This window comes from Methylobacterium sp. 092160098-2, assembly GCF_028920805.1.
Taxonomy (GTDB): domain Bacteria; phylum Pseudomonadota; class Alphaproteobacteria; order Rhizobiales; family Beijerinckiaceae; genus Methylobacterium; species Methylobacterium fujisawaense.
This window is the reverse complement of sequence record NZ_JAQPZJ010000003.1, coordinates 179,747-193,300: the sequence shown is the minus strand read 5'-3', so window position 1 is coordinate 193,300 and position 13,554 is coordinate 179,747. Positions and strand designations below refer to the sequence as shown.

The window sequence follows — 13,554 nt, the reverse complement described above, 5'->3', positions numbered from 1 at the left end:
TCGCAATCGCGCATGGCGGGGGATCGGACGTGATGAAGAACGCTGCAGGTCGCGGCCGGATGGCCCGGGCGATCGGGTTCTCCCTGCTGGCGGGTGCCGGCCTGTGGGCCTGCGTGCTGCCGGCCGCGGCCGAGACCGCGCTCCTCAACGTCTCGTACGATCCGACCCGCGAGCTCTATCGGGAGATCAACGCCGCCTTCGCGGAGGAGTGGAAGGCGAAGACCGGCGAAGCGATCACGATACGGGCCTCGCATGGCGGGTCGGGGGCGCAGGCGCGCACGGTGATCGACGGCGTCGACGCCGACGTGGTCACCCTCGGCATCCCGTCCGACATCGACGCGATCGCCAAGCTCACGCACAAGATCCCGGAGGATTGGCGCAGCAAGCTGCCCAACACCGCCACGCCCTACACCTCGACGGTGGTGTTCCTCGTCCGCAAGGGCAACCCGAAGGGCATCAAGGACTGGGCCGACCTGATCAAGCCCGACGTCAAGGTGATCACCCCGAACCCGAAGACGTCCGCCGGCGGGCGCTGGAACTTCCTCGCCGCCTGGGGCTACGCCTACGGGACCGACAAGGACGCCGCCAAGGCCGACGCCTTCGTCGGGCAGGTCTACAAGAACGTCCCGGTGCTCGACACCGGCGCCCGCGGCTCGACCGTGACCTTCGCCCAGCGCGGGCTCGGCGACGTGCTCCCCACCTGGGAGAACGAGGCCTACCTCGTGCTCCAGGAATTCGGGGCCGACAAGTTCGACATCGTCTCGCCGCCGAGCTCGATCTACGCCGAGCCGCCGGTGGCCCTCGTGGCGGTCAACGCCGAGCGGAAGGGCACCACCAAGGCCGCGCAGGCCTATCTCGACTTCCTCTACACCGACCGCGCCCAGGCGATCTTCGCCAAGCACCATTACCGGCCGATCCGCCGGGAGGCGGCCGCCCAGGCCGACCTCGCACAGCTGCCCGACATCAAGCTGTTCAAGATCGAGGATCTCCAGGGCTCCTGGGACGAGATCCAGAAGCGGAACTTCGATGCCGGCGGTCTGTTCGATCGGCTGAGCCGGGCCGGCCGCTGAAGGGCGCATCATGGTCGAGACGCACCGCCCCCGATGGACATTCCGTCGGCCGAGCGTGATCCCGGGCTTCGGGATCAGCTTCGGCTACACCCTGACCTGCCTTGGGCTGATCGTGCTCCTGCCGCTCGCCGGGCTGGTGGTGAAGGCGTCGGGGCTGGGCCTGTCCGGCATCTGGGACGTCGCCACCGACCCGCGGGTGGCGAGCGCCCTGCGGATCAGCTTCGGCGTCTCGGCGCTCGCGGCCCTCGTGGCCTCGACCTTCGGCTTCCTCGTGGCCTGGGTTCTGACCCGCTACCGCTTCCCCGGCCGCAAGCTGGTCGACGCGGCGGTCGACCTGCCCTTCGCGCTGCCGACCGCGGTCGCCGGTATCGCGCTCGCCTCGCTCTACGCGCCGGACGGGCTGCTCGGCGCGCCCCTCGCACGCCTCGGCATCCAGGCGGCCTACACGCCGTTGGGCATCTTCATCGCCATGGTGTTCATCGGCCTGCCCTTCGCCGTGCGAACAGTCCAGCCGCTGATCGCGGAGATCGATAAGGAGATCGAAGAGGCCTCCGCGACCCTCGGGGCGACGCGGTTCGCCACCCTGACCAGGGTCGTGCTGCCGCCGCTGATTCCGGCTGTGCTCACCGGCTTCGCCCTGGCCTTCGCCCGGGGCGTCGGCGAGTACGGCTCGATCATCTTCATCGCCGGCAACCTGCCCTACGTGTCGGAGATCGCGCCGCTGCTGATCGTCATCAAGCTCTCCGAGTTCGATTACGGGGGCGCGGCGGCCATCGCCACGATCATGCTCGGCATCTCGTTCCTGACGCTGCTGGCCATCAACCTGATCCAGGCCTGGTCACGGAGGCGGTTCGGCTATGTCTGAGATCTTCTCGCCCGCCTTCGTGCCGGCCACCAAGCAGGCTCCGGTCGCCTCCGAGGGAGCCGCGACCCGCACGGTCCTGATCGGGATCGCGGTGGCGTTCCTGGCGCTGTTCCTGGTTCTGCCGCTGTTCGCGGTCTTCATCCAGGCCTTCTCGAAGGGGCTCGGAGCCTTCCTGGACGCGTTCCGCGAGCCCGACGCCTGGAGCGCGATCCGCCTGACGCTCACCGTGGCGGCGATCGCGGTGCCGTTCAACGTGGTGTTCGGGCTGGCGGCCTCCTGGGCGATCGCCAAGTTCGAGTTCCCCGGCAAATCGCTGCTGATCACCCTGATCGACCTGCCGTTCTCGGTCTCGCCGGTGGTCTCGGGGATGATCTACGTGCTGCTGTTCGGCTCGCAGGGCCTGTTCGGCTCCTGGCTGATCGATCACGGTATCCAGATCCTGTTCGCGCTGCCGGGGATCGTGCTCGCCACGGTGTTCGTGACCTTCCCGTTCGTCGCCCGCGAGCTGATCCCGCTGATGCAGGAGCAGGGCACCGCCGAGGAAGAGGCGGCGCTGACGCTCGGCGCCTCGGGCCTGCACGCGTTCCGCACGGTGACGCTGCCCAATATCCGCTGGGGCCTGCTCTACAGCGTGCTCCTCTGCAATGCCCGGGCGATGGGCGAATTCGGCGCGGTGTCGGTGGTGTCGGGCCACATCCGCGGCCTGACCAACACCATCCCACTCCACGTGGAGATCCTCTATAATGAGTACAACTTCGTCGCCGCATTCGCCGTCGCTTCGCTCCTCGCCGTCCTTGCCCTCATCACCCTCGTCCTCAAATCCGTTCTCGAATGGCGCTTCGCGGGGGAGCTCGCGGGCGGCCGGTCTCACTGACCGGCCATCCACGGCCATCCGGGTCGAGAACGTCTCGAAGACCTTCGACACGGCCGCGGTGCTGCACGACCTCTCCCTCGACGTGCGGGCGGGCGAGCTGATCGGATTGCTGGGCCCCTCGGGCTCGGGCAAGACGACGCTGCTGCGGATCATCGCCGGCCTCGACGCGCCGGATAGAGGACGCATCCTGTTCGGGGACGACGACGCGACCGGGCTCGCCGTGCAGGAGCGCGCGGTGGGCTTCGTGTTCCAGCACTACGCCCTGTTCAAGCACATGAGCGTGGCCGACAACATCGCCTACGGCCTGAACGCGCGCCGCCGGGCCGACCGGCCGGCCAAGGCCGAGATCAAGCGCCGGGTCGGCGACCTCCTCGACCTGATCCGGCTCTCGGGCTTCGGCGACCGCTACCCATCGCAGCTCTCCGGCGGCCAGCGCCAGCGGGTGGCGCTCGCCCGGGCGCTCGCCGTCGAGCCGCGGGTCCTCCTGCTGGACGAGCCCTTCGGCGCCCTGGATGCCCAGGTCCGCAAGGACCTGCGCCGCTGGCTGCGCGAGATCCACGACCGCACCGGCCAGACCACGATCTTCGTCACCCACGACCAGGACGAGGCCCTGGAGCTGTCGGACCGCGTGGCGGTGCTCGACCGCGGGCGGCTGGAGCAGGTGGGCACTCCCGACGAGGTGCAGGAGAACCCGGCCTCCGCCACCGTGATGAAGTTCCTCGGCGATTCCGTCGAGGTGGAGGCCATCGCCGAGGGCGGCCGGGTGCTGGTCCGGGGCCGGGAGACGCCGGTTGCGGCGCCGGCCGGGACCATCGGTCCGGTCAAGCTCTACGTCCGGCCCTGGCAGTTGCAGCTCGCCGAGCCCGAGGCCGCGCATCTCTCCGGCACCGTGCGCAGCTCGTACAGGACGCAGGGGCGTCAGCGGATCGAGGTGGTCGATGCCGAGGGGCGCGTGCTCGCGGTGGAGGATTTCGACGGGGTCCGCTACGCGGCCGGGCACCCGGTGGGCCTGCGGATCAACGGCGGCCACGTGTTCGGGTGACGCTCGCCAGCGGCAACGCAGCATCCTAGGCTCCCGACCATGACCGTACCGAGTCGCGAACCCGCACCCGATGTCCTGGCCGCCATCGGCCAGACACCGCTGATCCGCCTGCGCCGGGCCTCCGAGGCGACCGGCTGCGACATCTACGGCAAGGCCGAGTTCCTCAATCCCGGCCTGTCGGTGAAGGACCGCGCGGCGCTCTCCATCGTGCGGGACGCGGAGGCGAAGGGCCTGATCCGGCCGGGCGGCACCATCGTGGAGGGCACCGCCGGCAATACCGGCATCGGCCTCGCCCTGGTGGCTTCCGTGCGCGGCTATCGGACCCTGATCGTCATCCCGGTCACGCAGTCCGAGGAGAAGAAGCAGACCCTGCGGCTCGCGGGTGCCCGGCTGGTGGAAGTCCCGGCCGTGCCCTTCGCCAATCCGAACAATTACGTCCACGTGGCCCGGAGGCTCGCCGAAAAGCTCGCCGCCACCGAGCCGGCGGGCGCCTTCTTCGCCGACCAGTTCGACAACGTCGCCAACCGGCAGGCCCATGTGGAGGGCACCGGCCCGGAAATCTGGGCGCAAACCGGCGGCCGGGTCGACGGCTTCGTCTGCGCGGCCGGGACCGGCGGCACGCTGGCCGGCACCGCGGAGGCCCTGCGCGCCCGCATCCCGCAAGTGCGGATCGCGCTGTCCGATCCGGAGGGTTCGGCCCTCTACGCGCATTACACGACCGGGACCCTGAAGGCCGAGGGCAGTTCGATCACCGAGGGGATCGGCCAGGGGCGCATCACCCGGAACCTCGAAGGCTTCACCCCCGATCACGCCTTCCGGATCCCGGACCGCGAAGCCCTCGACATCGTCTTCGGGCTGATGCGGGAGGAGGGGCTGTCGCTGGGCGGCTCGTCGGGCATCAACGTCGCCGGGGCGATCCGGCTGGCCCGGGAACTCGGGCCCGGCCACACCATCGTGACGATCCTGTGCGACGGGGCGGCCCGTTACGCCTCGAAGCTGTTCAACCCGGCCTTCCTCACCGAGCGCAATCTGCCGGTACCGGGCTGGCTCGACGCCCCGCAGGATCCCCTGCCGGACTGGCACGCCTGAGCCGGGGGACCGCATCCGGACTTTTCCGCATAAAAGCGTAGCTTGGCGTTGAACGGAACGGAATGTCGCAGCGTTTGAACGGTCACGCTCGCACCAGCGCGACCGTCCGGAGAACGCGACCGATGTCCCTCGTCACCATTCTGCTCATCATCCTGATCATCCTGGCCTTCGGCGGCGGCGGCTTCCTCGGCGGCGGTGCGTATCGCGGACCCGGCTTCGGCCTGGGCGGCATCCTCCTGATCGTGCTGATCGTCCTGCTGGCGACCGGGCGGCTGTAAGGCGGCCCTCTCCGCCTGGACGGACGCGCGCCGGTCTGCCGACGCTCCGTCCGCTCAGGCCAACGGGCGGGCGCAGGTCCGTCAGGCGGCCGGCGGCCGTCCCGGCAGCGCGCCGGCTAGCGGCAGGTGATCGCCACCACCGCCGGCGCGGCCGCGGCCGGTCCGCCCTCCGGCCGCGGTGCAGCCGCGGGAAGACCTTGCGCGGCCAGGAAGGCGGCCACCGCCCGCGCCGGCACCAGCGGCAGGCGCGCGGGCGGGACCACCCCGGCGACGCGGCGCGGCGCCGAGGGATAGCGGGCCACGAGGCCGACGAGCCTGCCCGCGCGGTCGAGCACCGGCGCGCCGCCGGAGCCGGGCTGGAGCGCCGCGATCACATCGTCCCCGCGCGCCTCGCCGGGAGCGGCCAGGATCCCATCGGGACTCGGCGCGAGGGCGATCAGGTTGTCCTCGCCGGCGACGGACTCGGTCCGGATTGCGGGCCGGAACGGGGCGGGGGCGCCTTGTACCTCGAGAAGCGCGAGGCCGGCCGGATCGGTGGCGAGCACACGCGCCGGCGCCGACCCGATCTGGGGCTGTGCGCACCCATCCAGCACGGCAGCGGCGGTCAGCACGCGTCCTGGCGCCACCACGAGGCCGGCGCCCGAAGCCGGAGCGGACGACAGGCTCGTCGGCCTCAGGGGCGCGGGGGCCTGCGGCTGGGGCACCGGATTGCCGGCGGCACGGGTGGTCCCCGCTGGCGTCCCGGGGCTTGCCGGCATCTGCGCGGCCGGCGCTGCGGCGGGGTCCGGAAACGGCACGAAGGCATTCGCCACGGCGATGACGAGCCGGCCGACCTCCGGCGCGAGGGTGCGGTCGTAGCCGAACAGGAAGCCGCGGACTCCCTCCGGACCGGACGCATAGCGGATATAGGACAATCCCGGCCCGGTCTCGGCGGTGACCACCACGGTGTCCGGCCGCCGCAGCTTGTAGGTCACCTTTCGGCCGGGGAGCGGCGCGGTGGCCTTCTCGAAGAGGGAATCCAGGGTCTCGGTCCCGGGCGGGAAGGTGCGGGATTCCAGGGTCACGCGCCCGTCCTGGCTCTGCCAGCGGGTTCCGGCGGGGAGGGCGGTGCGCTTCGCCAGCAGGCGCTCCGGCACCCCCAACAGGGCGCCGCTCCCGGAATCGACCGCGACGCGGAAGCGCGCCGCGTTCCGCGCGGCGGCACCGGCGGCCAGCAGCGCGGACCGGCCGTGGGGATCGAGGGGATCGGCTCCCCCGGTCCGGGCGCCGTAGGCGTTGAGCGCCTCGAAGGTCCGGCGCCCGAAGGCTCCCGACACCACGGCGTTGAAGTCGCCGGTCCAGACCAGGGCGTCCTGGACCGCCTTGCGGTCGGCCTCCGGCAGGGCCTCGAAGGTCGCCTTCGCCGCCTCGAAGGCGGGATCGGCCGGAGCCCCGGCAACCGGCGCCGGCCTCGGCGCGGTGCGGGCCGGGACCGGCCGGTCCTGAGCCTGAACCGGCCCAAGGCCGAGGGCGATCAGGATCGCGAGCGGTGTCACGCGCCGGGAGCGGCCGCGCGAGGCGCCCGGGAGCCGACACCGCGACGCATCACCCGAATCCATCGCCGCCCCCCGACCCCCGTCGTCGCGATCCTGGCAGAGGCCGCAGCGGCAGGCCAGACCAATCCGTCTCCGGCCACCGTGCGTCCGGGGCGACGATGCGCTAAAGGGCAGATGTCCGGTCCTGGGCGGCGGCCGGATTCCCGGATCGGTCGTCCGGCCATGCGATGCCGTCACGGTTCGACGCGGAGCCCGGCATGAGCGACACGAACACCACCTTCAAGAAGGCGCCCAAGCGCAAGGCCGCCAAGGGCAAGAGCATCAGCGTCTCTCCGGAGATGCGGCAGGCCTATGCCGACCTGATCCAGGAGCGCGCGGAGAAACAGGAAGTCTATGGCCGCCACCTGCCGCAGGATGAGACGCGCCGCCGGTAGCCGGAGGCCGGCCCAGGAATGCGGCGTCGCCGCGATTCGTCCGGGCGGGCGATAGCGGGGCGTCCGGTTCAGACGCCGGATCCAGGCCGCACCGGCAGCCGCCGACCGACCCGGTAAGGCCGTCCATTCAGCGCTTGCGCACGAATTCGGTGCGCAGGACCAAGCCCTTGATGGTGTCGTGGCGGCAATCGATCTCGTGCGGATCGTCCGTGAGCCGGATCGACCGGATGACCGTGCCCTGCTTGAGGGTCTGGTTCGCGCCCTTGACCTTCAGATCCTTGATCAGCGTGACCGAATCGCCGTCGGCGAGGGCGTTGCCGGCCGCGTCGCGGACCGCCGCCTTCTCGGGGGGCGCGGCCGCGGACCCGGGCGGGAGCCATTCGCCCGTCGCCGCGTCGTAGACGTAGGCCTCGTCGTCGTTCACCGCCGTACCCCGGGTTCGGATCGGGGCCGGGTCCTGTCAGGATCTCGTGGGCCCGTCATCCGCGCGCGTCCCGGCACACCGAACCGGTCGCCGAATCGGCGCGGGACGCCGCGAGCTTAGCCGATCGGGCCGGCCCCGCGCGAGAGCGGCGGGCCGGCCCGACGGAGTGCCTTACCGCTTCAGCGGGCCGGCCTCGATCACGTCCTCGACCGTGCGCAAGCCGGCGCGCGGGGAGTTGACGAGGCAGGCCATGTTGCCCGGCGGGTGCTGGTTCTTCCACATCTTGGTGTGGGCCTGGGGGATCTTGTCCCAGGGGAAGACCTCGCTCATGCACGGGTCGATCCGCTGGTCGAGCACGAACTGGTTCGCCGCCGAAGCCTGCTTGAGGTGGGCGAAGTGCGAGCCCTGGATGCGCTTCTGCCGCATCCAGACGTAGCGGGCGTCGAAGGTGATGTTGAAGCCGGTCGTGCCGGCGCAGAACACCACCATGCCGCCGCGCTTCACCACCAGCGCCGAGACCGGGAAGGTCGCCTCGCCGGGATGCTCGAACACGATGTCGACATCCTGCTTGCCGGTGATGTCCCAGATCGCCTTGCCGAACTTCCGCGCCTCCTTGGTCCAGGCGTGGAACTCGGGGCTGTTCACCTTCGGTAGCTGCCCCCAGCAGTCGAAGTCCTTGCGGTTGATGACGCCCTTGGCGCCGAGGCTCATCACGTAGTCGCGCTTCGACTCGTCCGAGATCACCGCGATGGCGTTGGCGCCCGACGCCGCGCAGAGCTGCACGCCGAACACGCCCAGGCCGCCCGAGGCGCCCCAGATCAGCACGTTCTGGCCCGGCCGGACCGTGTGCGGCGCGTGGCCGAACAGCATGCGGTAGGCGGTGGCCAGCGTGAGCGTGTAGCAGGCCGCCTCCTCCCAGGTGAGGTGCTTCGGCCGGTGCATCAGCTGGCGCGACTGCACCCGGCAGAACTGCGCGAAGGAGCCGTCCCCGGTCTCGTAGCCCCAGATCCGCTGGGTCGGCGAGAACATCGGGTCGCCGCCGTTGCACTCCTCGTCGTCGCCGTCGTCCTGGTTGCAGTGGACGATGACCTCGTCGCCGACCTTCCAGCGCTTCACCTTGGCGCCGACCTTCCAGACGATGCCGGAGGCGTCCGAACCGGCGATGTGGTACTCACCCTTGTGCACGTCGAAGGGCGAGATCGGCTCGCCGAGGCCGGCCCAGACGCCGTTGTAGTTCACGCCTGCGGCCATGACGTAGACCAGCACCTCGTCGTCGCCGATCTCCCAGACCGGCAGCACTTCGAGCTGGTGGGACTGTTCCGGCGGCCCGTGCCGCTCGCGCCGGATCGCCCAGGCATACATCTTGGCCGGCACATGACCCAGCGGCGGGATTTCACCCATCTCGTAGAGGTCCTTGACCTCCCCGCCCGTCGGACTGATCGCAGCGCTCGCCGCCATCTCGCTCTCCTCTCGTCCCGCGTGTTTCTCACGGCCGCGGTTCTCCATCGCGCTATAGCGGTGATGCCGGAGGCGTCCAAGTGGGCCGAAAGTCGAAACCCGATGGTTTCCGACACGAAAAAGGCGTCGGCACAGGGCGGGCAGCCACGTATTCAAAATCGGCTTTCCGGCAGACCAAGTATTATTCGCCCCTCGCCATGACGGCGCCGGTTCCGAGACCTTGCGCGGCAGCGCCACCGCGGGCCTGTGCTGCTCCCGGGCGCCCGCAAGCCTCGCCAGCTCTAAGTCATTGTTCTGACGCGTTCTCTCGCGCCAGACCAAAGGCCGCTCCTGCGAAGAACAGTTCAGGTAGACTTTATACCAGCAGCGACGATGCTGATCGGGATCGGCGCGGGACGCCATCCGTGACCGGATGGGACAGGGTCCTGCGGGGAGATCCCGCGTCGCCGCCTTCAAATCCCGCTGCTCCGGCGGGCAAGTTTTTTCATGGGCCGCGGAGGCCCGCGGGGGGCGTCTTGCACTTCCGTCCCGGATGACGCGTGCCCAAGCCTTCGCTACGGTGTCCGCAAGGCCGCGCCCAGCGCGGATACAAAGATGACACGGAGGCGAGGAATGGGCGCGAGCGTCGCCGAGACCAAGAGCGACAAGTCGAGCCGCGACAAGCCCTGGATCATCCGCACCTATGCGGGGCACTCGACCGCGGCGGAGTCCAACAAGCTCTATCGGGGCAACCTCGCCAAGGGCCAGACCGGCCTGTCGGTGGCCTTCGACCTGCCGACCCAGACCGGCTACGACCCCGACCACGAACTCTCCCGCGGCGAGGTCGGCAAGGTCGGCGTCTCGATCGCGCATCTCGGCGACATGCGGACCCTGTTCCAGGACATCCCGCTCGCCCAGATGAACACCTCGATGACCATCAACGCCACGGCCCCGTGGCTGCTGGCGCTCTACCTCGCGGTGGCCGAGGAGCAGGGGGCGCCGCTCGCCGCTCTCCAGGGCACGACCCAGAACGACATCATCAAGGAATACCTGTCGCGCGGGACCTACGTGTTCCCGCCCGCACCGTCCCTCCGGCTCACCAAGGACGTGATCCTGTTCACGACCAAGAACGTGCCGAAGTGGAACCCGATGAACGTCTGCTCCTACCACCTGCAGGAGGCGGGGGCGACGCCGGTCCAGGAGCTGTCCTACGCGCTGGCCATCGCCATCGCGGTGCTCGACACCGTGCGGGACGATCCCGAATTCGACGCCGCGAGTTTCTCCGATGTCTTCGGACGGATCTCGTTCTTCGTGAATGCAGGGCTCCGGTTCGTCACCGAGATCTGCAAGATGCGGGCGTTCTCGGAACTCTGGGACGAGATCGCCCAGGAGCGCTACGGCATCGACGACCCGAAGAAGCGCATCTTCCGGTACGGCGTGCAGGTGAACTCCCTCGGGCTCACCGAGCAGCAGCCGGAGAACAACGTCCACCGCATCCTCATCGAGATGCTGGCGGTGACGCTCTCCAAGCGCGCCCGCGCCCGCGCGGTGCAGCTGCCGGCCTGGAACGAGGCCCTCGGCCTGCCGCGCCCCTGGGACCAGCAATGGTCCATGCGGATGCAGCAGATCCTGGCCTTCGAGACCGACCTGCTGGAATACGACGACATCTTCGACGGCAGCCACGTGATCGAGGCCAAGGTCGAGGCGCTGAAGGCGCAGACCCGGGCCGAGCTGGAGCGGATCGGCGGCATCGGCGGCGCCGTCGCCGCGGTGGAAACCGGGGCGCTCAAGCGCGCGCTGGTCGAATCGAACGCCCGGCGGATCTCGGCCATCGAAGCCGGCGAGCAGATCGTGGTCGGCGTCAACAAGTGGCAGCAGGGCGAGCCCTCGCCGCTCACCGCCGGGGAGGGGGCGATCTTCTCCGTCTCCGAGACCGTGGAGATGGAGGCCCAGACCCGCATCCGCGAATGGCGCGGTCGCCGCGACGCGAACGCGGTCGGTCAGGCCCTCGACGCCCTGGAGCAGGCGGCGCGCTCCGGCGCCAACATCATGCCCCCCTCCATCGAGGCCGCGAAGGCCGGCGTGACCACCGGCGAATGGGGCGCGCGCCTGCGGGACGTCTTCGGCGAGTACCGGGCGCCCACCGGCGTCACCCTCGAGACGGTCTCCAGCGGCGCGGCCGAGGACGCCAAGCTCCTGATCGCCGATCTCGGCGAGCGCCTCGGCGAGACGCCCAAGCTCGTCGTCGGCAAGCCCGGCCTCGACGGGCACTCCAACGGCGCCGAGCAGATCGCGCTCCGCGCCCGGGATGTCGGCTTCGACGTCACCTATGACGGCATCCGCCAGACGCCGGCCGAGATCGTCGCGAAGGCCAAGGAGACCGGTGCCCACGTGGTCGGCCTGTCGATCCTGTCGGGCTCCCACGTGCCGCTGGTGCGGGAGGTCCGTGCCAAGATGCGCGAGGCAGGGCTCGACCACATCCCGGTGGTGGTCGGCGGCATCATCTCGCCCGAGGATGAGCTGGTTCTCAAGAACATGGGCGTCCGCGCCGTCTACACGCCCAAGGACTACGCCATCGACCAGATCATGGTCGGGCTCGCCAAGGTCGTGGAGAAGGGTCTGGAGCGCCGGGACGGCCCATCGGACCAGCCGCGCGCGGAGGCACAAGTCTACTGAGACGCGGCGGCATTAAAGTTGAATCAATAGCTGCCATATCTCAAACAAGTTTAACCGTTTCCGCATCATGATGTCCTCGGTCCCCCTTTCGGGACCGAGGAAGAAGCGACATGCGCCCTAGCATCTCGATCGCGGCCAAGCTCGGATTCTGCCTCGCCGCACTGGCTGTCCTGATCGCCGCGACGAGCGGCCTCTCCCTGACGGAACTGCGCAGCGTCAACGCCACCGCGGCGGAACTCCGCGACGTGCGCGTGCCGGCGACCGACGCGCTCGGCCGGATCGGCGTCATCATCATGCGGCAGCGGGTCAACGGCGGGCGGTTGATCACCGCCGACACGCCGGAGTTGCGGACCGAGGTCGCGGCCACGATCGCCAAACGCGACGGACAGCTCGCCGCGCAGTTCGCCCGCTACGAGGCGCAGCCGCTCACGCAGGCTGAGCGCGACGCCTACGCGGCCCTCCGGCGCCAGCTGGACGCCTACAGGGCGTTGCAGACGGAAGCCCTGGACAAGGCTGCCTCCGGCGACGTCGCCGGAGGCCAGCGGATCTACAACACCACGATGTCGACCGGCATCAATGGGGTTCTGGCCGAATGGGACCGGCTGGTCGACCTGAACGCCGCCGGCTCGCAGGCGAGCGGCGCGCGGATCGAGGCGACCTACGCGGCCGCCAACCGGAACATGCTGGTGCTCGCCGCGCTCGCGCTGTTCGTCGCGCTGGGCGCCATGGTGCTGGTGCTGCGCGGCGTCAGCCGGCCGCTGCGGGCGATCGCGGCGGCGACCCAGCGCCTCGCCGCGGGCGACGCGGAAGTGGGGATCCCGGGCCAGGGCCGGCGGGACGAGATCGGAGCCCTGGCCGGCTCCGTGCTGGTGTTCCGCGACAACCTCGTCCGCTCGCGCGCCCTGGAGGCGGAGACGGCGCTGGCCCGCGCGGATGCCGAGACGCAGCGCCGGACCGCGACCCGTGCCATGGCCGACGCCTTCGAGCAGGCGGTGGGCGGCATCGTCGGCGGCGTGTCGGCGGCGGCCACCGAGCTGGAGGCCACCGCCCGGTCGCTGACCGGTAGCGCGTCGGATGCCGCCGGGCAGTCCGGCACCGTCGCGGCCGCCGCCAGCGAGGCCGCCGCCAACGTCAACACCGTCGCGGCGGCCGCCGAGGAACTGGGCTCGTCCGTGCAGGAGATCAGCCGTCAGGTCAGCGGCTCGGCGGAACTGGCGCGGGTCGCCGTCGCGGAGGCGACCAGCACGGTGGCGCTGGTGCACGATCTCAGCGCGGCGGCCGCGAAGGTCGGCGACGTGGTGGCGCTGATCTCCGGGATCGCCGCCCAGACCAACCTTCTGGCGCTCAACGCCACGATCGAGGCCGCCCGGGCCGGCACCGCCGGACGCGGCTTCGCGGTGGTGGCGTCCGAGGTGAAGGCGCTCGCCGAACAGACCGCCCGGGCCACCGAGGAGATCACCGGCCAGATCGGGCGGATCCAGTCCTCCACCGGGCAGGCCGCGTCGGCGATCGACGGGATCGGCCGACGGATCCGCGAGATCGACGACGTGGCCTCGAGCATCGCGGCAGCCGTGGAGCAGCAGGGTGCGGCCACCCAGGAGATCGTCCGCAACGTCGCCGAGGCCGCGGTCGGCACCGGCGCGGTGACCGGGACGATCGCGAGCCTTGCCCACTCCGCCGAAGAGACCGGTGCGGCCGCCGCCCAGGTTCTCGGGGCCGCAAGCGAGATGTCGCGTCAGTCTGAGCATCTGGGGGCCGAGGTCGCGCGCTTCCTCGCCACGGTGCGGGCGGCCTAGGGCGCCCCCTGACGGTCGGGCGGCAGATCGCGTA

12 protein-coding genes are annotated in these 13,554 nt (G+C 70.6%); 9 read left to right on the top strand and 3 right to left on the bottom strand.

The annotated features are described in order from the left end of the window. The first annotated feature begins 32 nt into the window (after positions 1-32). The 6 genes from PQI07_RS33155 (at position 33) to PQI07_RS33130 (ending at position 5,218) form a co-directional block, all read left to right on the top strand. Positions 33-1,070, top strand: coding sequence for a sulfate ABC transporter substrate-binding protein (locus tag PQI07_RS33155; RefSeq protein ID WP_043347916.1), 1,038 nt, complete (start codon positions 33-35; stop codon positions 1,068-1,070). 10 nt (positions 1,071-1,080) lie between these two features. Next, the gene (cysT, locus tag PQI07_RS33150; RefSeq protein WP_043347891.1) at positions 1,081-1,935 is read left to right on the top strand and encodes a sulfate ABC transporter permease subunit CysT; all 855 of its coding nucleotides are present in this window, start codon (positions 1,081-1,083) and stop codon (positions 1,933-1,935) included. Beyond that, positions 1,928-2,809 (top strand): sulfate ABC transporter permease subunit CysW, encoded by an 882-nt coding sequence (gene cysW / locus PQI07_RS33145; RefSeq protein WP_075379821.1) that lies wholly within the window; start codon positions 1,928-1,930, stop codon positions 2,807-2,809. The genes cysT and cysW overlap by 8 nt, the downstream gene beginning before the upstream one ends. 58 nt (positions 2,810-2,867) lie before the next feature. Further along, complete coding sequence (locus PQI07_RS33140) at positions 2,868-3,851, top strand: sulfate/molybdate ABC transporter ATP-binding protein (protein WP_043347886.1); 984 nt, start codon at positions 2,868-2,870, stop codon at positions 3,849-3,851. A 39-nt stretch (positions 3,852-3,890) separates the two neighbouring features. After that, positions 3,891-4,940 (top strand): cysteine synthase A, encoded by a 1,050-nt coding sequence (locus tag PQI07_RS33135; RefSeq protein ID WP_075379822.1) that lies wholly within the window; start codon positions 3,891-3,893, stop codon positions 4,938-4,940. 122 nt (positions 4,941-5,062) lie between these two features. After that, positions 5,063-5,218 (top strand): DUF3309 domain-containing protein, encoded by a 156-nt coding sequence (locus PQI07_RS33130; protein WP_085987623.1) that lies wholly within the window; start codon positions 5,063-5,065, stop codon positions 5,216-5,218. 116 nt (positions 5,219-5,334) lie between these two features. On the opposite strand, the gene PQI07_RS33125 is transcribed toward PQI07_RS33130, so the two are convergent. Beyond that, positions 5,335-6,816 (bottom strand): S1 family peptidase, encoded by a 1,482-nt coding sequence (locus tag PQI07_RS33125; RefSeq protein ID WP_182593043.1) that lies wholly within the window; start codon positions 6,814-6,816, stop codon positions 5,335-5,337. Between the two features lie 194 nt (positions 6,817-7,010). On the opposite strand from PQI07_RS33125, the gene PQI07_RS33120 reads away from it, so the two are divergent. After that, complete coding sequence (locus PQI07_RS33120; protein WP_167380409.1) at positions 7,011-7,187, top strand: hypothetical protein; 177 nt, start codon at positions 7,011-7,013, stop codon at positions 7,185-7,187. A gap of 127 nt (positions 7,188-7,314) precedes the next feature. Here the strand turns inward: PQI07_RS33120 and PQI07_RS33115 are convergent, their stop codons facing one another. Further along, the gene (locus PQI07_RS33115; RefSeq protein WP_043347877.1) at positions 7,315-7,611 is read right to left on the bottom strand and encodes an alkylphosphonate utilization protein; all 297 of its coding nucleotides are present in this window, start codon (positions 7,609-7,611) and stop codon (positions 7,315-7,317) included. Positions 7,612-7,782: 171 nt separating this feature from the next. Beyond that, entirely contained in the window at positions 7,783-9,069 is a 1,287-nt protein-coding gene (gene ccrA, locus PQI07_RS33110) for a crotonyl-CoA carboxylase/reductase (protein WP_043347875.1), read from the bottom strand. Between the two features lie 612 nt (positions 9,070-9,681). Here ccrA and PQI07_RS33105 point away from each other — a divergent pair. Together PQI07_RS33105 and PQI07_RS33100 are read left to right on the top strand one after the other, a co-directional pair. Then, positions 9,682-11,724, top strand: a complete 2,043-nt coding sequence (locus PQI07_RS33105) for a protein meaA (protein ID WP_043383488.1) — start codon at positions 9,682-9,684, stop codon at positions 11,722-11,724. Between the two features lie 110 nt (positions 11,725-11,834). After that, entirely contained in the window at positions 11,835-13,520 is a 1,686-nt protein-coding gene (locus PQI07_RS33100) for a methyl-accepting chemotaxis protein (protein ID WP_274929002.1), read from the top strand. The last annotated feature ends 34 nt before the right edge of the window (positions 13,521-13,554 follow it).